This window comes from Phytohabitans houttuyneae (assembly GCF_011764425.1).
Lineage (GTDB): Bacteria > Actinomycetota > Actinomycetes > Mycobacteriales > Micromonosporaceae > Phytohabitans > Phytohabitans houttuyneae.
The window spans coordinates 1,682,078-1,702,652 of record NZ_BLPF01000002.1 but is presented as its reverse complement, the minus strand read 5'-3'; the positions used below and the strand labels follow the sequence as shown (position 1 = coordinate 1,702,652).

Sequence of the window (20,575 nt, the reverse complement as noted above, 5' to 3'; positions counted from 1 at the left end):
CGGGCGCGCCGCCTCCCCTCGTACCGCGTGGACGCAGGTGACCCATTGGCAGACCGGAAACAGTCGCCGGCGCGACCCTGCCCAGCGCGCTCGGCAACACCGTCGTCACGGTCTCGTCGATCACCGGCTCGGTCCCTGGTCCCGCGTAAATCGAGCCGTGACGAGTCCGGATTCGTACGCGATGACGACGGCTTTGGCCCGGCTGGAGACGTTCAGCTTGGCCATCACCCGGTTGACGTGGGTCTTGACGGTGCCCTCAGCTATCGCGAGCCGGGTAGCGATGTCGATATTGGACAGACCCTTCGCGACATGCCGCAGAATGTCTTGTTCCCGCTCGGTCAGCACCGACAGATCGTGGGGAGCGGCGGAGGTACAGGAGTCGATGAGCTTGTGGACGGTGGGTGGCGCCACGATTATGTTGCCGGCGGCGACGGTGGTGACCGCGGCCAGCAGCCGTTCGGGCGGGGTGTCCTTGTGCAGCAACCCGCTGGCTCCCGCACGGAGGGCGTCCGGTATGTGGTCGTCCAGGCCCACGTCGGCGAGGATCATGACGTGGGGCCGGTCGTCCCTACCGTCGGCGACGATCTGCCGGGTCGTGGCGACACCGCCGATGCGCGGTACGCGGATGTCCATGAGGACAACCTGGGGGCGGGCGGTCGCGACGAGGTCCATCGCCTGTTCGCTGGTGGCGGCTTCACCGACGAGATCGATGCCGGGCGCGGCGCCGAGCAACGCGGCCAGACCCGACCGGACAAGGACCTGCGGATCCACGACGACGACCCGCGTGGGCTCCCCGTTGCTTCCCATCCACACCCCCGTTCCTTTCCATCCACACCCCGTTCCAGCACACGACGTGCGGAGAGGATGGCAACCGCGGCGGCGCCTTGTGGCGGTCGTGGACGTCCACGGTCAACCCTGGACACCCTGTGGGAGGGTGGTGCGGTGGCTGAGGATGCGGTGGCAGCGCCCGGCCCGGCCGGGTCGGCGACCGAGCAGGAGCTGTTGGATCGGTTGAACCGGCTGCGAGTGGCCGCCGCGCGCCGCCATGGCAAGGCTCGACTGTCCTTGCGCGATCTCGCGACGGCGACCGGAGTGCCCAGGAGCAGCCTGGCGAACTACCTGGCCGGCCGGACCGTGATGCCACTGGACGTGCTGGACCGCGTGGTGCTCGCGCTGGGTGTGGATCCCGCCCAGGCCGGCGCCTGGGCTACGGCGTGGGAGCGGGTCACGGCCGACCGGCTGCCCGCCGCCGCCTCGGCGGTCCACCCCGGCATCCCGGACGTGTGCCCCTATCGGGGGCTGGAGGCATTCACCGCCGAGCATGCCGGCTGGTTTCAGGGCCGGGCCGACGCGGTGCAGCGGGTGCTTGCCGCGCTGGCCGGTCCGCGGCGCGGGCTGTTGCTGCTCGGGCCGTCCGGGGCGGGCAAGTCGTCGCTTGTCGCCGCGGGGGTGCTGCCGGCGTTGGCGGCGGGCGGGCTGCCCGGCAGTGACCTGTGGCCAACGGCGCTGACCAGGCCGGGGCCGGGGCCGGGCCTGCCGGCCCGCTTGGCCGAGCCGGTCGACGGTCTGCTGGTCGTCGACCAGTTCGAGGAGCTGCTGACCGCGCCGGACGGCGACCGCGAGGCCGCGCACAAGGTGCTGGACCGGTTGACCGCGCTGATCGGCGCTCAGTCCGGCCGCGTGCTGCTGGTGATGCGCGACGACTTCTACCCCCGCCTGGCGGCGCTGGCCCCTGAGCTGCTGGACGCGTTGGGCAGCGGGCTGGTCAACGTGCCCGCCACGTTGGGCGTCCAGGACCTGCGCGACATCATCGTCGAACCGGCCGCGGACGTGGGACTTCGCTGCCAGGAAGGGCTCGCGGAACGGATAGTCGCCGACGTGCTGGCCGCCGACACCAGGACCGCTCCGGCCCGACAGGCCCCGGTCACCGTGCTGCCACTGCTGGAGCTGACCTTGCTGCAGGTGTGGCGGCGGCGCCGGGACGGCTGGCTCACCCACGAGGCGTACCAGCGCGCCGGTGGCGTCGCCGGGAGCGTGGCGACCTGGTGTGACGCCGTCGTCGACGAGTTTCCGGCCGAGCAGCACAGCATCGCGCGGCGGATGCTCACCGCCCTGGTGCGTCCCGCCGACGACGTCCACCACATTCCGGCGGTGCGGCAACAGGTACCCCTGCCGGTGTTGCGCGACCTGGCGACCGACGGCGAAGCGGCCGCGGACGCGGACGCGGTCCTCGCGGCGTTGACCGCGCAGCGGGTCGTGACGACCCGCACGGTCCGCGCCACCAATCAAGACTTCGAGGGTACTGACGGCGTCGCGGTCGCCGAACTGGTGCACGAGGCGTTGATCCGGGACTGGAGCAGGCTGCGCGAGTGGGTCGGCCAGGATCACCGGTTCCAGGACTGGCTGCGCCGCACCGCTGAGCAGCATGCCCGGTGGGCCGCCAGCCGCGACCCGGACGACCTGCTCTCCGGCAGCCTGCTGGCGGATGGTCTGGACTGGTCGGCGCGGCGCCGCCTGCCGGCGGACACCGCGACGTTCGTGGTCGCGAGTCAGCGGCGCCAGAAAGCCGGCAAACGCCGCGTCCGCCGCCTCACCGCGGTGCTGGTCGGCCTGCTGGTGGCCGCTCTGGTGGCCACCAACGTGGCCTTCTGGCAGCGGCAGAACGCCGCGGCCTCGCAGCGGGTGGCGCTGTCCCGGCTGATCGCCGCCACATCGGACAGCCTGATCGGCAGCGACCCCGACCTAGCCGCGCTGCTCGCCGTCCGCGCCTACCGGACAAGCCCCACCGCGGAGGCCACCCACAGCGTGTACGCCGCCGCGGCGCTGCCGCAGTATCGCAGCCTGACCAGACACGGATCCGCGGTGACCGCTGTGGTTCTCAGCCCGGACGGCCGCACGGTGGCGACGGGCGATCAAGACGGCACCGTCCGGCTGACGGAGGTCGCGACCCGGCGTTCGCGCCACGTTCTCGCCGACCGTACCGGCGCAGTGTCGTCAATCGCTTTCAGCCCGGACGGGCGGACGGTGGCCGTCGGCAGGGTGGGCGGCCCGGCGCGGTTGTGGGATGTCGCCACCGGACTGACCCGAGCCACGCTGCCGGGCGGGCCGGTCGGAACTCCGTCGGTGGCTTTCAGCCCGGATGGGCGCACGCTCGTCACCGGCGGGGACGACAGGGTGCGCCTGTGGGACGGGGCCACCGGCCGGCTGCGGAGAGTCTTCGATCGCCGGAGTGAAGGGGCCTTCGCCCTGCGGTTCACCCCGGACGGGAGGACGCTCGTCGCCGGCGGCCGGGACGGCGACACCAGCCGCTGGGATATCGGGACCGGGCGGCCCCGAGCGGTAGCGCACGTGGATTTCGAGGACGCGGCGGCGATCGTCTACAGCCCGGACGGTCGCCTCGCGGCGAGCAGCGCCGGCGGGAGCGTGCGGGTGTGGGACCTAGCCAGCGGCGAGCTGCGCACCGAAACGGACGAACACACCGCCGAGGTGAGCGCGTTGGCCTTCAGCCCCGATGGAGCCGCCCTCGCGGCCGCTACGACGGACGGGTTCCTCCGCCTGTGGAACACCGCCACATGGCAGCCGCGGGTGCAGCTGCACGGCCACGCCGGCATCGTGAACTCGCTGGCGTTCAGCCGCGACGGGCTGACCCTCGCCAGCGCCGGCGACGACCACACCGCGCGGCTGTGGAAGCTCACCCTGCTCCGCCCCCGCGCCGTCCTGCCGAGCCGCGAGACCGCATCGGCGCACGGGGTTTCGTTCAGCCCCGACGGCAGCACGCTCGCCACCACCGGCCCGCCCGAGGGTGCCGTGCGGTTCTGGGATCCGGCCACCGGCCGGCCGCTGGCCAGCGCGCTGGACGGTCGCGTCGACGAGGTGCTTCGAGTCTCGTTCAGTCCGGACGGCCGGATGCTGGCCCTCATCGGGTTGGATGGCGGCGTACGGCTGTGGGACTCGGTCACGGGTCGTATCGCGAGCCTGCGTGGTCGCTTCATACCGGAGATGGCCTTCAGCCCGGACGGGCGTACGCTCGCCGTCGGCGGACGGGAGGACGCCATCTTGTTGTGGGACTCGCGGACCGGACAGGCCAAGACCACCTTGCGAGGTGACTTCGGGCAGGTGGTGTCGGTGGCCTTCAGCCCTGACGGACGTACCATGGCGACCGGCTCCCGTCAGGGCCGCGCAACGATACGGGACGCGGCCACAGGCGCCGAAAAGGCGGTCCTGGGTGGGCACACCGCCCAATCTGTGTCGGTGGTGTACAGCCCGGACAACCGTACGCTCGCCACTTTTAACCTCGACGGTGCCCGGTTGTGGGATGTGGAGACTGGCCGGCTTCGGGCTGTCCTGGCCCGCAGTGTCAATCTGGACAGCGCGATGACGTCGATGGCGTTCAGCCCGGACGGTCGCACCCTCGCCACGGGCAGCGGCGACGGGACCCTGCGCCTGTGGGACGTGTCCACCACCCGGCCGAGAGCCACGTTGACCGGAGCCCCCAACTCCATGTCCACAGTGGTGTTCAGCCCGGACGGAAAGACCATCGCCACGGCGGGCGGGAGCGAAGGCGTCCAGCTGTGGAGCGTCCCGATACCGGACGCCGCCACCGCAGTCGCCGAGATCTGCCACGCGATCGGCCGCAACCTCACCCGCCAGGAGCGCATCACCTACCTGCCGGACGAGTCGCGGCCGGACGACTGCCCCCGACCCTCGAACGAGCGATAACGGAGACCGCGATACGGTGGGCTGCTCCAGGCAGTGGCGCCCAGAGCAGCCCAATGCCCGCGAATTACCCGCTCACGTCATGCGGATGTACACCTTGCATTTGTAGGTCACAAACGCCTTCGTTATGCCGGCCTGAAACTTTACATAAGGCTTGGCGTTACTGACGCTTGGGTAACGGTCAGGGATCTGGTTGTCGTTCCAGGTGGCATCGTCGAGATACGTATCGGCAAACCAGTAAGTCGTGGCTCCGCCATGGCCGCGCCACGTGTCGAACTGGCCACCATTCCATCCAGTTACCTGGTAGACGTGGCCTTCCACCCAGCGGAGTTTGACCGAGCCTGTGCTGTATTTCCGGTAAGTGATCCGAGCCCAGCCGTACGTGCAGGACGCCGACTTGGTGATGTCACGGAAGGTGGCGGCAACGGAAGCGCCGTCTTCCGCCGTATATACCTCGGCATCCTCCGCGCTGATCGCCTCGACTGTTTCCGGGCTGCTGTCCGGATCGTCGAGCTCGATGTAGTAGCCGCGCGTGGAAACCTGAAGGTGAACGGTCCCGCTGCTGTGGTTTGTGATCTTCAGCTTTCCGGTCGCGTCGGGAATCGCCAGGTCGAAGCCATGGGTTGATTCGCCACCCGAGTCGAAGGTGACGCTGGAGATACTCGGGTCCTCCGCATCGGCCGCGTACACGGACAGCCAGCCCTGCGCGGTCGGCTGGCGCGCATTGATGTTGATCCCAGCGGCGGTTACTTCGTCCGGCCTGACGCCCGCGAGGCGGGTCGCGTCGAAGGCGATCGTCGCTCCGGCCGCCAGCGGCTGAGTGCCACCACCCTCGACGCCGGTGCCGTCCAGCGTCTGGAGCAGGATCTGCGTCGCCGCGGGCTTGTATGTCGAGCCGTCACCGGCGGCAGCGCCCAGAAAGTATCCGCGCGTCGTGATCGACACGTGGACCTCCGCCGCGCCATGGTTGGTCAGCTTGAGCTGGCCGGTGCCGGTGAGCGGGACCACCTCGAGGCTGCTGCTGCCTTCGTTCGGATTGTAGTCCACAGAGGACACCATGGGATCGGGCTTGTCGGAAGGGTAGAGCGACAGCCAGCCCTTGGCCACCGTCTGGTGGGCGGCGACCACGTTGAGGGCCACGGCGCTGACGCCACTTGCCGGAATGGACTTCTGCCCCGTCACGGCGAAGGTGACCGTGGAGTTCGCCGGGATGGGCGTCGTCCTCGCCGGCGACCCCGTGCTGTGCGCCGGTCGGGTGTCGTAGAGGTATTCGGTGCTCACCGGGTAGTACTCGTTGCCGGCGGCCGTGCCGGAGGCGGCCAGGAAGTACCCGTCGGCCGAAACCGCGAGATGGACGTCACCGGAACCGTTGTTCTTGATCGTGATCGCACCGGTGGAGGTGAGGCGGGTGAAGTCCTCGACCACCACTGTCTCGCCGGCGCTGTAGGTCAGGGTGGAGGTTGTGGTGGGAACGTCGGAGGGGTAGACGGTCAGCCACCCGAACGCCGCTGGATTGATCGCGATGACATTCAGCGCCACCGCCGATACACCCGAAGCCGGGATGCCGGCCCGGCCAGCCACCTGAAAGGTGACCGCGGCGTTGGCCGCGATCCTGCCCGCCGCGGCGGTCCCCGTGCCATTGCGGGAGTCGAGCAAAGGCGTGGGGCTGAGCGGCACGAAATGGTCCGCGGCCGGCGGCGCGGCGCGTGCGACCCGCTGACCTTGCACCGCGACCAGAGCCACGAGTGCCGTGACGAACGCGATCGACACAGTGAGAGTGGACATAAACATTGACCGCAGTTGAGCTCGAGACAAGAGAGTCCTCCTAGGGGAAATGACTCAGATGAGGAGTTGACCGTGCACGGTCCTGTAGCGTTTGAAATGCGCATTCCCGTTCTTCACGCCCTCACGCCACGTTAATGAGTGGTTTGACATGAACGCATCCAGCAGCGGATTGATATGCGGCTACAACCTGTGCTGCAGCCGCGTGCCGCCGTACAACCCCCGCGGTACGCCAAGCGCCCGACGAGAAAGAGCTGCTGCTGGCCGACGACCTACGCCCGCAGGTCCGGCCATCGAAAGCATTCCGTCCCACGGTGGTAGATCATCCGGGTCGCGCTGGGTGGGGCAGCGGGCGGCGGCGGCCGGCGTGCGGCAGGCGGCCGGCCGCGTCGAAGCGGCTCTGCTACCGCCGCTGGGCCAAGGCCACCAACTGAGACACTCCCTAAAGGCCTCTTGTCGCGAAACCCTGGGCGAATTCACGATACGCCTGCGAATAGGCGTCGGGCGCGTCACCAACACGAGCCAGCTCTTGCCCGATGAGCGACTCTGCCCGCTGCCGCTCGCCGTTGATCGCGGCGACCAACGGCAACACAAACCACCTTTGGTTGTCGAGCAGAAGCCCAGCCTCTCCGATCTCCGTCGAAAAGGTCTCCCAACTCGCCCACTTGTCGATGAACGGTTGACCATAGCCCACGACGGACGTCGCCAAGTCCTCCGCTACCGCACCGAGGTCACCGTCCGCCAGGAAGTCCCATTGCATGAATGTGTTTTGAGGCATCAGGTAACCCAGGGGCTTCGACACGCACGCAACCGGAGCCTTCCAGCCGGCCAGATCGACCAGCGCCTTCTCAAGTGCGACATGCCTGACACCTACGACTGGGTTGATCTGTATCTTCGCTGGCAGGCCCCATGTCGCCAGATTGAGACCAAGCCATCCGGTGACGCTTTTGACGTCTCGCGCCTGCAGCAGGAGCCCACGTCGCCTGGGTGCGAAGCCGTACCGCCTCAAGGCGGACGCGCATGCGTCCTGGCTCTCCTTCTCCAGCGTCATCCTCGCACCCCCTTCGGGCTAGCAGTAAGGGTAACCGCCGAATCCTGCGATGTTCACTCGGGTCGGCCCCAACGTGGTGCCAGCTAGGCCAGCCTTCTGCGCATTCGGGCCGAAGAAGGTGCCGCCACGCGTTTCGACCGACGCGTACCCGCCGCGAGACCCCTGGTTCTTTGTGAAACCGGCCGTCGGGCCGTTCTTAGCGTCGTAGACCGACAGCACACCGTTCTTCTCCGCCACGACGTCGAAGCGAACAGTTACGCCATTCGCCGCTCTCATACTGATCTCGGTTCCTCGAATCCGGTATCCACGGGACTCCAGATCGTTTATCAGCATCTGGGTGCCAGCAGCACCGGCGGCCGGACTCGACGGTCCCAGGTTATGAACGAGTACCGGCGTGCCGCCCGCGAGTACGTAATAGGTATGGATGCCATCGACGCTGAGGTTGTAGGCCGCCGCGACGTACTGACTGCCGCTGATCAAACCGATCACGGTGATGGTGCGGCCATCGGGGGCCAGGAGTTGGTCTCCGGCGTCGAGCGCATCGACCCGCTGCCACTGGCCATCCGTCTCGTTCCAGAACGGGTGATCCTCGGTCGTGGTCAGCCGCGCGCCGTTGACCTCCAAGCCGAGCAGCTCGTCTTGATGTTTCCAGACTTGGGAGACCGTGCGGGGCCCTTCCTCGCCCGTCTCCGGGTCGGTGGCGAAGACCTGGTCGCCGATCTCTATTTCGCTGATTGGCTTGGTGGAGCCGTCAGCCATCAGCACTTCGGTGTCCGCGCTGAAGCTGTTGCAGCCGTCGCGCGACTTCGGCTTGGCCTGGATGCCGTTCGGGCCGAGCATGAATCCCTGGCCGAGTGACTTGTCGTCCATCGGCAGGCCGCCGGCGACCAAGGCGTCGATGAAGCCGAAGTACAGGGACTCGTACCAGGCGTCGCCACACTCGCTGCGGCCCATCATGTCGCAGACCTGCATGGCGAAGTAGAGCTCGAATGCGATGGCGTCGTTCTCGTTGTAGAACGGGCCGTTCGACTTGGCGTACTTGGCCAGGTTGTTGCGCCAGATCCGGGTGAACTCCTCCTTGTTGACGTTGTCCGGGATGACGACGACGCGGCCGAGGCGGTTGCGGTTCGGCGAGTCGGCGTAGGGGTCTTCGCTGCCGCTGCAGCCGCCGCAGCCGTCGTTGTGACCGGGCGAGTCGACGTAGTCGCCGTTGATGTCGGTGTAGTCGGCGCCGGGCGCGCACACGTCGTCGGAGCAGGACCGTTCGCCGGACGGGTCGCTGAAGGTGATGGGGTTGTTCTCGCTGTAGGCGTAGCCGTTCCACTGCTGCGGGACGGTGAGGTCCATGACCGGGTCGACGGAGATGAAGCGTCCGGCCGCCGGGTCGTAGTCGCGGGCGCCGACGTTCGTCAGGCCGGTTGTCGGGTTGATGGGCTTGTTGAGGAAGCCGCGGTTGTCCGGCCAGGCGGAGATGACGCCGCGTGACTCGCCGTACGGGGTGTACTGCCGCCAGGTCGGCGTCTGCGCGGTGCTGTTCAGGTACAGGGTGGGTGTGCCCTGGCGGTCGGAGATGACGAAGCTGAAGTTGGTACCGCTGCCGGTGCGGACGACCTGTCCCCCGCCGGGCAGCGGGTAGTACCGCGCGCCGGTGATGGCCTGGGTGGAGGTGTTGAGGGTGAGCTGCTGCCCCGGCAGGTAAAGGGTGTTGGCGCCGGGGTCCTTCTGCATCAGCAGTCCGCCGTCGGCGTCGTAGAGGAAGGTGCTGTTTCCGGCGGTACTGCCGGTGACGGCGGTCAGCTGGCCGTCGTCGTTCCAGGTGAGGGTCTGGTTGCCGTTGCCGGCGTTGCGGCTTGTCGTGTTTCCGGTGGCGTCGTAGCCGTACGTGGCCGACCCGGGCGTGGCACCCGTGGTGGCGCTGCTGGTGAGGGTGTGCGGCTGGTCGGCGCCGTTGCCGTCGTAGGCGTACGTGGTGGTGGTGTCGCTGCCGCCGGTGGTCGAGTACCTGGTCTGCTTGGTGCGGTTGCCGACCAGGTCGAACTCCCAGCCGGTCCAGTACGCGCTGCTGCTGCCCAGGCCGCTGCCCACCATGGCGCGGCTGGACGGGGTCGGCTCCGCGGCGCAGTTGTCCGTCGCGGTCCACGCCTTGGTGAGGCGCTGCAGGCCGTCGTACCGGAAGCACTGGGTCTCCGACGGTGTTGTCGCGCCGAGCCTTGTGGAGACCTGCCGCAGCGGGTTGCCGGCCTTGTCGTAGTCGTAGTGCTGCTTGTCGACGTCGCCGGGCGTGGTGCCCATGCGGGTGACCAGCTGGTCGGTGAGCCGGCCGGTGTGCTCGTCGTACGTGTTTGTGACGAAGCCACGGTTCGGTACGGCGCTGCCGATCGTCTGCTGGTTCACCCGGCTGAACGCGTCGTAGGTGACGCCCTGCGCGTAGCCGCCGAGCCCGCCGAGGGTGCTGGGCAGGTCGAAGGCCGTGGCGTAGCCCTGGTTGACGGTCTCGGCGGGCAGTGCGCCCTTGGCGGGGAAGACCGTCCGGCTCCGCAGCCCGGTGGTGGTCGTGTACTGGTAGAGGTAGGTGTAGGTGCCGCCCAGCAGTCCTTCGGTGGTCGGGATGGTGACCGTCTGGCCCGTGGACTTGCCGAAGACGTTGAAGTTGTTCTGCTGCACGGTGTACGCCTGGCCGCCCCAGTAGGCGGTCGCGGCGGTCAGCTGCCCGATCGGGTAGAGCATGCCGGTGATGGCGTTGTTTGAGTTGTCGTACACCCATGAGGCGAGCTGGTTGCTCGCGGACTGTGACGCGGTCGCGGCGGCGTACCGGCCGGTGCGGCGGTTGAGGGCGTCGTAGGTGGTGGAGGTGGTCTTGAGGCGGGCGTCGGTGGCCTGGAGAAGGTTGCCGTTGCCGTCGTAGGTCATGCCGGTGGTGTCGCCGCCGTCCGGGTCGCTCTTGGCGGTGACCTGGCCGAGCAGGTTGTACGTGGACGTCCAGGCGTTGCCGTCGACGTCGGTGATGCTGTTGTTGTTGCCGTGGCCGTCGTACCCGTAGCCGGATGTGACCGCCGTGCCGCCGGTGACGGAGAAGATCCCGGTGAACGTGTTGGCCGGCGTGTTCAGCGTCGGCCGGGCACTGTAGTCGATCAGCTGGCTGGTCCGGCCCAGCGGGTCGGTGACCGTGGTCTTGACGACGCCGCCCTCGGGCGGGATGACGGTGGTCCGGTCGCCGTTGTACACCGTCGTGGTCCGCGACACCTCGACGTTGTTCTTGGCGGCGACGTCGATGACGACCCGGCCGAGGCCGTCGTAGATGTAGAAGTTCTGGTTCGGCAGCTGCGGCGGCGGGCTCACCTGGTCCGGCCGGACCGGGGTGAGGTTGGGCAGCGAGCCAGGATGCCACCACCCGTTGTTTGCCGATCGGACCCAGCCGCGGGAGTCGTAGAACGCGTCGGTGATCATCCGCCCGGACTGTGGCGTCATCGCCTGCGTCTGCCGCACCCGCAGCTGCGCGTCGTAGACGGTCGTGGAGACGACGTAGCCGCTGGAGTCGTTCAGCGTCGACGTGGTGGTGGCCGTGACGCCGTCCTTGAGGACCTGGTAGGCGAACCTGTAGTTCGCGGACACCGACGTCGACCGCGAGTGCAGCCACACGGCGGTCGCGCGGCCGAGGGCGTCGTAGTGCTGGGTGGTGACCACGCCGTTCGGGTCGGTGGTGGTCTTGGTCAGCCCGCGCGGGGTGTTCATCGTGCTCGTGGTGGTCTGCGACAGCGGGTTCGTGATGGTCGCCGCGGTCGTCAGCCCGACGGCGTTTGTGGTGTACCCGAAGCTGGTCTTGTTGCCGTTGCCGTCGTAGGTGTCGACTGGCCGGCCGTAGCTGTCGTAGGTGGACCGGGCCGCGGTCTGCCACGTGTAGGCGCCGCCCGTGTAGCCGGACGCATTGCGCTTCATCGTCACGTTGCCGGCCGTCGGCGCGGCCGCCTGTGGGAACGTCGTGGACCAGGACGTGTCGTCGTAGAAGGTGCGCTCGACGGAGACCACCTGCGCGGGCCGGCTGACCGTCGACGGCGCGGTCAGCGTGTTGACCGATCCCGGGACGGACGCGGGCGAACCCGCCGTGTAGCCGCCGCAGGCGACCGCCACGGTCTCCACCTGCGACTTGAGGTCCACAAGGTTCTTGCCGGTGTTGGCCGGGGCGAACGTGTTCGTGGTGCACCGGTCGTAGGCGGGGTTCGGCGGCACCGTGTGGCTGTAGCTGTGCTTGAGCACACCGACCGTCGGTGAGGTGACGGAAGCGTCGTAGCTGTGGTCCGTCGCCGTGTACCGCCACGTCGTCGCCCCGCTGCCGGTGACCGCCTGCCGCGTGTAGGTCAGCACCGGCGCGACCCAGTTCGCGGTCAACGCGGGAAGCCCGGTCCGGGAACGGCTGGCCGTGTTCGCCGACACCCAGTAGGAGGTGATGGTCGAGCTGTCGACCGGCCCGTCCTTACCCAGATGCGCGGTGCTCTCCAGCTCCCGGCCGGACAGCTGGTCCAGGTCCTCGTGCACCCCGCCGGCCGAGTCGGTCACATTGACCACGGTGGTGCTGTTGTTCTTCGACATGCCGCGGTAGTACGTCTTCTGCGACTGGGTCTGCGGATCGTTAACCCCGTCACCGGCCAACGTTCTGACGGTGCCGTAGCCGCGGAACTGCCCGTACGTGCGGTACTTCTTCTTCACCACCTCGTTCTCGTCGTACCGCCACGCCGCACCACCCACGTAGACGTAGCTGGTCGACGCGGACGGCGACCCGCCCGTCGGGTCGGTGGCGGTGACCCGGGTGACCGCGTACTTGTGGAACCAGTCCCGGAACGGCTCGGTATACCCATCCGGCGTCCAGTACACCGGATAACAAGACTTGGTGTTGGTCGCCGGGTTGAGCGAGCCCGTCGCCGTACACGGCTGCGGCAGCTCATAACTGGCCGTGATCAGCGAACCGGTCTCGGTCGTGACCGTCTCGACCCGGTGCCGGTAGAACGCGGTCAGGCCGGCCGGATCCACCCGGTTCGGCAGCTTGATGCTCGTGAACGACACCGTCGGCAACGTGATCGCCTCGGTCGAACCACCCGCCGTGATGTCATGCCCGGTCCGGGCGATCGAGGACAGCCACAACGTCGGCGCGTTACCGTCACCCGTCGGCGGGATCGTCTGCGTCAACGCGTACGAGTCGACCGGCACATACGACGACGACGCCGTCGACCACTGCCGCGCCGTGATGGACGTCAACCGCACGGTGGAGAAGTACGACGGCGTCCACACGTCACAGTCCACACCGGACGCACACACCAGGTCGTACGGCACGTCCGGCCAGTTCGCCTTCGTCGACTCGCCCAGCGGGGTGCAGGTGCCCGACACGCACCGCGGGCCGGTGCCGAACACCACCTGGTTGGGCACCGTGCCGTACGCCCCACCGGCCCGGAAGCCGTAGTCGATCCGGTCCAGGTAGCTGTCCCGCACGTAGTCCTCGTCGACCGCACCATCGTTGCGGCCGTAGAAGTTGACGTCCTGCTTGTAGTAGTACGCCATCGCGTTGCCACGCGAGTCGACGACATGGTCCAGGTTCCACCGGTACGCCATGTCGCACCACGACGCGGAGAAGCCGGACGAGCTGAAACACGGATCACCAGCACGAGGCGAGTACACCGGCACCTTGTCCACCGAGTTCGTTGCCGGCTGCCCCGACCACCCCGGCAGCCGGTTACGACCGAACTCATAAACGGTGCCGTCCCGCGCCGTCACCCGCCAGTAGTCCGAGTTGTACGTACCCGAACCGTTGCCCGAGTTTTCCACGTGCGTGATGACCGAGCCGTCCTCGACCTGTGGCCGCCACTTCTCCGCCGCCTGGTCCCACACCAACGCCGTCGTACTGCCGTTCAACGACATCGTCAGGATCGGCCCGTTGTAACACTGATCCGCGATCGGCTCCGGCGCCGGGCTGCCACCCGGCTCATCCGCACACGAGGTGAACGTCTGCTCGATATACGACTTCGGCGTCGACCAACCGTCACCCACCCACGACGCCTGCGCCGACGTCGCCGCCGTCTGCCCATCCACGCTGCCCGAGTCGTACGCCAGCTCCACCTTCGGCGCCAGGCTCGACGCACCCGGCGGCAACGCGATCGGATACGAATACGTGAACGAACCCGTACTCCCACCCGCCGACCACGACCCCGACGGCTTCAAATCAGTGGCCGCGTACGTGCCACCCTCACCACCGTCCTCACCAGCCGACGCCACCGCGGCGAACACCGCCGGCCCCGCCAGCGTCAACGACGCCGACACGCTCCGTGCCGCGACATCGTTGCGGGACTCCAGCGGCGTGGCCTGGCGGCAGGAGGCCACCTTCGGCGTCGTCGCCGCACAGGCAGGCAGCCGCACCAGCCGCAGCCGCGAACCGTAATTGCCGCCGAACGCCTCAGCGAACCCGCCGTAGTCCAAACCCACCCGGACCTGGCCGCCGCTACCACCCGCCGGCGCCACCGTGAACAACACACCGTCCACACCCGCTGCCCGCGCCGCCGCCTGGTCCAGCACCGCCGCGTCCACTGCCGCCGGCCCCGCATAACGGCCGTCGCTGCCGGCGACCGCCTTCGCCCACACCGGGGCGCCCGCGGCCCGCGCGACCGCGCCCTCCTTCGCCTTCGCGACCGGCGCCGCAAGGCTCATCGACACGCGGGACGCCTTCGGCCACACCGTCGCCTTCGGTGTGAAGCTCTCCGCCGCCGCGTCACGCGGCCTCGTGAAGCGGAACTCCAGCGGCTTGACCGCGTTGACCGCGGGGCCGGGCGAGGTAGCCGGAGCGGCGGGCCGCGACGCCTCCCGCGTGACGGGCGCCGCCGACGACGGAGCGGTCGTCGCTGTCAGCGTCATCACCAGTGCCGCGGCGACCAACGCCACCGGCCTCGTCCACCCTCGAAAACCACGACTTGCGCGCGACCACACCATCGAGTCCCCACATCCGTACAGAGTGGACAAACGCCGAACCGCGGCCCGGGGAGTGATCTCAGGCCACCGGCGGCGCCACTCTCGCACAGCGGGGTCGATGCACTCTTCAGTTTGAATATCACGGAACGGTAACGGTTCGGGGCGGGTTGAGAGGGGCGAATGTGAACGCAAAACCTGAACGGAACAGATCGCTCAGATCGATATTCCGCATTGCGGCTCGGCCTGGTTAGCTGGGCCCGCCGGCACCAGACTTGGCGGCGTTCGCGGGCTACGCGGGGAGGTCCACAATGGTCGGTTCGTCGCACTCCAAGCCGGTACGCCGTTACCTAGCAACAGCCCTGGCCGGTCTGCTCGCCGTGGTCCCGATCAGCGCCGCACCGGCAGCCGCGGCACCACCACCGCCCGAGCCGCCGCCGTCGACGTCCGCGGACACGTCGGCGGAGACGGTCGAGGAGGCGCTGGCACGCGCGAAGCGCACCAAGACGCCGGTACCCGTGGAGGCGGCGAAGACCGCGACGGACGAGGTGACCGCCAACCCGGACGGGACGCTCACCCTGTCACGGAGCGTCGCGCCCACCCGCATGCGCGTCGGCGACTCCTGGCGTGACCTCGACGCCACGCTGGTCCGCAAGCCGGACGGCAGCATCTCCCCCGCCATGGCGACCAGCCAGCTGACGCTCTCCGGCGGCGGCAAGGGGCCGATGGCGACGATGTCCAGCGCCGGCCTGTCGGTCGCCTTCACGCTGCCGATGGCGCTGCCCGCGCCCACGCTGGACGGCGACTCGGCCACGTACACCGGCGTGCTGCCCGGCGTCGACCTTGTCGTGACGGCCAACGCACAGGGCGGGCTGTCGCACGTGTTCGTCGTGCACACCGCCGAGGCGGCCGCGAACCCGGCCCTGCGCAAGCTCACCGTCGCCACGAAGACGGCGGGCGTCAAGATGGCGTCGGACAAGGCCGGCAACATCACCGGCAAGGACCGCACCGGACGGGTCGTCCTCACCGCTCCCACCCCGATGGCGTGGGACTCCACCGCCACGCCCGGCGCGCGCACCGCGGCGAGCACCGGCGCACGGTCCACCGCGGACGGACCGGGGGCGCGGGCGCGGGTCGCCGCGATCGGCGTGCGGACGACCGCCGGCGGCATCGAGCTCACCCCGGACGCGAAGCTGCTGACCGGGCCGGACACCACATATCCGGTGTACGTCGACCCGACGTTCACCTGGTCGTCGGTCGGCGCCTCCAACAACGGGTGGACGACGATCCCGGCGCAGCACGCCTCGACGAACTACTGGAAGGACACGCCCGACCCGCGCGGCCGGATGCAGGTCGGGTACAGCGGCGAGATCCGCTCCCGCACGCTGATCAACTTTCCGATCGCCACGTCGACGCTGGCCGGCGCGACCATCAACACGGCACGCCTGGACATCACCGAGACGCACTCGTACTCGTGCACGCCCAGCCGGGTCAACCTCTTCGCGCCGGGCACCACGCTCAGCCAGTCCAACGCCACCTGGAACGCGTGGAGCGGCGTCTCGCTCGGCTCGGTCGTCGACTACAAGGACGTCGCGCACGGCTACAGCTCCTCCTGCCCGGCCGCCGCGATCTCCTTCGACGTGAAGGCCGAGGTGTCCGCCGCGGTCACCAACAACAAGAAGACCCAGACCTTCGCGCTCGTCGCCCAGAGCGAGACCGACACCAACGGCTGGAAGGAGTTTCTGGAGACAAGCCCGCGCCTGACCGTCACCTACAACCACCGGCCGAACAAGCCCGCCGGCATGACCACCTCGCCGGCCACCTCCTGCACCGCGGCCACGCCGAGCACCGTCGGCGACGGGCCGGTCATCCTGTACTCGCCGGTCTCCGACCGCAACGGCGGCACCCTCGGCGTCAGGTTCAACCTGTGGAAGACCTCGGTACCCGGCACGATCCTGGCCCAGTCGGACCCGAACCTGCTCACCTACACCTCCGGCAGCACCGCCGTGCTCGTGGTGCCGATGGCGATGCTCCGTACCCAGTCCGCGGGGGCGGTCACCCAGTTCTCCTGGAAGGTGCAGACCACCGACTTCAACATGACCAGCGACTGGTCGGCCACCTGCAACTTCAGGTTCGACCCCACCCGCACCGGACCGCCGGCCGTCTCCCAGCCCGACGCCACCGCCGTCATCGGCCAGTCGGTCACCGTGGCCGTGACGCCACCGGCCACCGGCACCACGCCGACCAGCTACATGTACCAGCTCAACGGCGGCCCGCCCGGCAGTGTCACCGCCACCTCGGGCAACGCGAGCATCACGGTCACCCCGCCGCGGTTTACCAACACCCTCACCGTCACCGGCCTGTCCGCCGGCGGAAACATCGGTGACACCGCCTCGGTCACCTTCAACGCCGCACCCGCCGCGACCGCGCCCGACGCCGACCTCACCGGCGACAACATCGCCGACCTGCTCACCGTCGGCGCCACCAACAACCTGCCGTCCGGCCTGTGGCTCGGCGCCGGCAAGAACACCGGGCAGGTCGTCGCCGCCGCCACGAACATCGGCGCACACGGCAACGGGGTCAGGACCACGAACACCGGCACGGAACTCGTCCACCACCCCAGCGACTTCGACGCCGCGCAGGCCATCACCGGCCGCTTCGGCGGCACCGGCCTGCAGGACATCCTCGTCTACTACCCCACCGGCTACGCCGGCACCAGCGGCGAGAACGCCGGCGGCGGGGTGCTGCTGCGCGGCACCGGAGACGGCTCAGCCATTCAGGCACATGTCTCCGGCACCCAGGAGAACATCCCGGCGGGCTTCTTCAGCGACGTCAACGGATTCAACCCGCTCCAGCTGGCGAACACCGGCCTCAGCTCCGGGCTCGGCGACACCCCCGACCTGATCGCCGTCGGCGGCGACGCCAGCATCGGCTACTACCTCAACTACTACGCCAGCCAGGGAGGCACGCTCAACTGGGCGTGGCCGCCGGCACAGCTGACCACCCTCACGCCGACCGGCGGGACCGACTGGAACACCTGGACCATCGCCGCGGCGCAGACAAGTGACGGCGCGTCCCTGTTCCTGTGGCAGCGCTCCACCGGCGCTCTGCACCTGTGGACCGACCTCGCCTTCGACGTCAACGCGCAGACCTTCAGCTACACGGCGCACACCCTGCGGACCTCCGGCTGGAACACCGGCTTCGCGCTGCGGCTGCAGGCCGCGGACATCGACGGCAACAACATCCCGGACCTGTGGGGCGTCGGCGCCAACCACACCAGCATCGCCCACCTCGTCTCCGACCTCGACGCCACCGCCGGTACCGGCACCATCACCGCGCAGGCCGGGCAGACGCTGCTCACCGCCACCCACGCGTGGTTCCTCAACGACAACGAGGACGGGGCGGTCACCGGCGCCGACACCGCCAAGGACACCGTCGGTACGCTGCACGCCACCGGCGCCGGCAACGCCAAGTGGAACAGCGGCGACCTCTACGACCCCGACGTCGCCTTCGACGGCACCAACAGCACCCTCACCACCACCGGCGGCGCCATCGCCACAAACGCCGACTTCACCGTCTCCGCCTGGGTCAAACCCAACGCCGCCGGCGGCACCGTGCTGTCACAGGACGGCACCAACGGCGCCGGCTTCAAGATCTGGACCGAGGCGAGCGACAAGAGCTGGAAGTTCGGCCTGTCCACCTCGGACTCGGCCAGCGCCGACTTCGATGTCACCCACTCGGCGCCGAACGCCGTCAAGCCCGGCATCTGGACCCACATCACCGCCACGTACAAGCACTCCAGCCGTCTGATGGAGCTGTTCGTCAACGGGGTCAAGGTCTCCTACCAGAACCACAACACCGTGTGGAACGCCACCGGCGCTTTCCGGTTCGGCGCGCACCGCACGTCGAGCAGCGCGGTCGGCGGCTGGTTCAACGGGCAGCTGGCCCACGTCCTGGTCTGGAACCAGGAGATCGACCCCGCGCAGGCGGCCACCCCGGCCAGCTACTACCAGCCGGTCTCGCAGTTCCGGGTGCTCGACACCCGTTACAACATCGGCGGTACGACCGGGCCGCTGCCGCCGAAGACCACCGTCCGGCTGAAGATCGCGGGTGCCAACGGCATTCCGGCCGCCAACGTCACCGCCGTCGCGATGACCGTCGCGGTCCACCAGCCCAGCGGCGGCGGCCACATCAGGATCTGGCCGGACAACACCCCGATGCCGGCGACCGCCGCCGTCGACTACGTGGGAGGCATCACGGTCGCCAACTACGTGATCGTGCCGGTCGGTGCGAACGGGTACGTCAACCTGTTCAACTTCGCCAACACGGTCCAGCTCGTCGCCGACGTCACCGGGTACTTCACCTCCGACGCGGCCGCGGCCGGAAACACGAGCTTCACCCCGACACCGCCCACCCGGATCGTGGACAGCCGCAGCGGCCTCGGCGGCATCGACGGGCCGCTGCAGGCAAGCAACACCATGACCGTGACGATCGCCGGCGCCGCCGGCGTGCCGGCCGGCGTCAAGGCCGTCGCGATCAACTACACGATCCTCAGCCCCGACACCGCCGGCTGGGTGACGACCTACGCCGACGGCACGACCCTGCCCGGCGTCTCGGGCCTCCAGTACCAGGTGAACGCCAATATCGCCAACATGACGATCGCTCCGGTCGGGTCCAACGGCAAGATCAAGATATACAAACACGGCGGCCTGAACGCGCACCTCATCGTCGACGTCCTCGGCTACTTCGCCCCGGGCACCGGCGGCCAGAAGTACCACGCGATCAACGCCGCCCGCATGATCGACACCCGGCGTGACGGCGGCGCGATGCCGGTCTTCACCACGAAGACGATCGCTCAGGGCAACACCGTCATCGCCGACGCGCCGACGCTGATCCTCAACGTGACCGTCACCCAGCCCACCACCGCCGGCTGGCTCAACGTCTTCGACGCCAGCAGTCCTCGGCCCGGCACGTCCAGCATCAACTTCGCCGCCAACCAGACGATTGCCGGCCTGACCCTGCCCACGGCAAACCAGGGCACATTCGCGATCTACACGAGCCAGGCCGCGGGGTCGACGAGCCATCTGGTCATCGACTCGCTCGGATACTTCTCCGCCAACTGACGACCGCGACGCCGGCGGGTCTACCTCGGAGGTGAGGCAGACCCGCCGGCCGTGTCGGGGAAGGTCTCGCGCAGCGCCGGTTCCAGCGCCCGGCCGCTCGCCGGCTGGATGAACAGGTCGGCGAGCAGGAGGTCGGCGAAGTGGCTGGGGTTGATCCCCGCCTCCTTGCGGCCGGCGGACATCAGCAGCCCGCCCAGCCGCAGGCCGGCCCGCGTGACGCCGGCGGGCAGCCGGCCGACCCGGCGGCGCCGGCCGACCGCGTCGGCGATCCGGGCGATCATGTCGTTCCAGGTGAGGTTTTCGTCGGCGATCGGGATGTCCCGCCGTCGCCCCGCTCGAGCGCGTCCACCGTGACCTCGGCCACGCTGCGCGCCGACGCCGCGGCGGTCCCGCCCGGCGGCATGATCAGGGGTGAGCGGGACCTCGCCCAGCGGTCGAGCGGACCGGCCCAGTTCGGCAGCCGGTCGCCGGCCCGCCCGAAGACGAACGGCAGCTCCAGCACGGCCACCGGCAGGCCGGAACCGGCGGCCGCCCGCCCCTCCCGCGCCTGCTCCAGCCGGCACCGCACGTACGTGTGGCGGTCCGCGAGATGCCACTGTGGACGGAGCCGGTCGAAGTACGTGTAGTACGAGCCCATGATTGCCCCGCGGGTGAGCCCTTCCTGCCGGGCCGCCGTGAACAGGCGGACCACCGGCTCGACCATCTCCCGCCGGTACAGCGGGTAGACCGGCTTGCGCCGCGGCCGCTGCTCGTCCGTGCGCGCGGCGTACACGGCGCCGTCGAGCCCCGCCAGCAGCGGGCGCAGGTCGTCGACCGAGGCGGTCTCGGCGTCGAGCACGTGATCCACGCCCGGACCGGCGGTGCGCGCCGCGGTGGTCGCCGCGTGGCCCCGCTCGCGCAGCACGTCAACGACATTGGCGCCGATCAGTCCGCTACCACCCACCACAAGAATTCGCAC

8 protein-coding genes are annotated in these 20,575 nt (G+C 69.1%); 2 read left to right on the top strand and 6 right to left on the bottom strand.

The features are described from left to right. Positions 1-120 precede the first annotated feature (120 nt). Entirely contained in the window at positions 121-807 is a 687-nt protein-coding gene (locus tag Phou_RS30900) for a LuxR C-terminal-related transcriptional regulator (protein ID WP_173062450.1), read from the bottom strand. Between the two features lie 135 nt (positions 808-942). On the opposite strand from Phou_RS30900, the gene Phou_RS30895 reads away from it, so the two are divergent. Continuing rightward, a complete protein-coding gene (locus Phou_RS30895; protein ID WP_173062447.1) occupies positions 943-4,719 on the top strand; it encodes an nSTAND1 domain-containing NTPase in 3,777 nt (1,258 codons plus the stop codon). A gap of 72 nt (positions 4,720-4,791) precedes the next feature. Here the strand turns inward: Phou_RS30895 and Phou_RS30890 are convergent, their stop codons facing one another. From Phou_RS30890 to Phou_RS30880, 3 genes are all read right to left on the bottom strand, one after another. After that, positions 4,792-6,486, bottom strand: a complete 1,695-nt coding sequence (locus tag Phou_RS30890) for a hypothetical protein (protein ID WP_173062444.1) — start codon at positions 6,484-6,486, stop codon at positions 4,792-4,794. A gap of 454 nt (positions 6,487-6,940) precedes the next feature. Further along, positions 6,941-7,549 (bottom strand): hypothetical protein, encoded by a 609-nt coding sequence (locus Phou_RS30885; RefSeq protein WP_173062441.1) that lies wholly within the window; start codon positions 7,547-7,549, stop codon positions 6,941-6,943. Positions 7,550-7,567: 18 nt separating this feature from the next. Next, positions 7,568-14,470: a polymorphic toxin-type HINT domain-containing protein gene (locus Phou_RS30880; RefSeq protein ID WP_246273975.1), complete on the bottom strand. Its 6,903-nt coding sequence runs from the start codon at positions 14,468-14,470 to the stop codon at positions 7,568-7,570. 335 nt (positions 14,471-14,805) lie between these two features. Here Phou_RS30880 and Phou_RS30875 point away from each other — a divergent pair, with 335 nt between their 5' ends. Continuing rightward, positions 14,806-19,617 carry a LamG-like jellyroll fold domain-containing protein gene (locus tag Phou_RS30875; RefSeq protein ID WP_173062438.1) on the top strand — a complete coding sequence of 1,604 codons (4,812 nt, stop codon included), beginning with the start codon at positions 14,806-14,808 and terminating at the stop codon, positions 19,615-19,617. Positions 19,618-19,637: 20 nt separating this feature from the next. Here the strand turns inward: Phou_RS30875 and Phou_RS53255 are convergent, their stop codons facing one another. Together Phou_RS53255 and Phou_RS30870 are read right to left on the bottom strand one after the other, a co-directional pair. After that, complete coding sequence (locus Phou_RS53255; protein WP_246273974.1) at positions 19,638-19,898, bottom strand: hypothetical protein; 261 nt, start codon at positions 19,896-19,898, stop codon at positions 19,638-19,640. Continuing rightward, the gene (locus tag Phou_RS30870) at positions 19,895-20,575 is read right to left on the bottom strand and encodes an NAD-dependent epimerase/dehydratase family protein (protein ID WP_246273973.1); all 681 of its coding nucleotides are present in this window, start codon (positions 20,573-20,575) and stop codon (positions 19,895-19,897) included. The genes Phou_RS53255 and Phou_RS30870 overlap by 4 nt, the downstream gene beginning before the upstream one ends.

Bases quoted from the DNA above. Each gene is read 5' to 3' on its own strand.
- Phou_RS30900 (WP_173062450.1), bottom strand. From the start codon at position 807: ATGGGAAGCAACGGGGAGCCCACGCGGGTCGTCGTCGTGGATCCGCAG.
- Phou_RS30875 (WP_173062438.1), top strand. From the start codon at position 14,806: ATGGTCGGTTCGTCGCACTCCAAGCCGGTACGCCGTTACCTAGCAACA.
- Phou_RS53255 (WP_246273974.1), bottom strand. From the start codon at position 19,898: ATGATCGCCCGGATCGCCGACGCGGTCGGCCGGCGCCGCCGGGTCGGC.
- Phou_RS30885 (WP_173062441.1), bottom strand. From the start codon at position 7,549: ATGACGCTGGAGAAGGAGAGCCAGGACGCATGCGCGTCCGCCTTGAGG.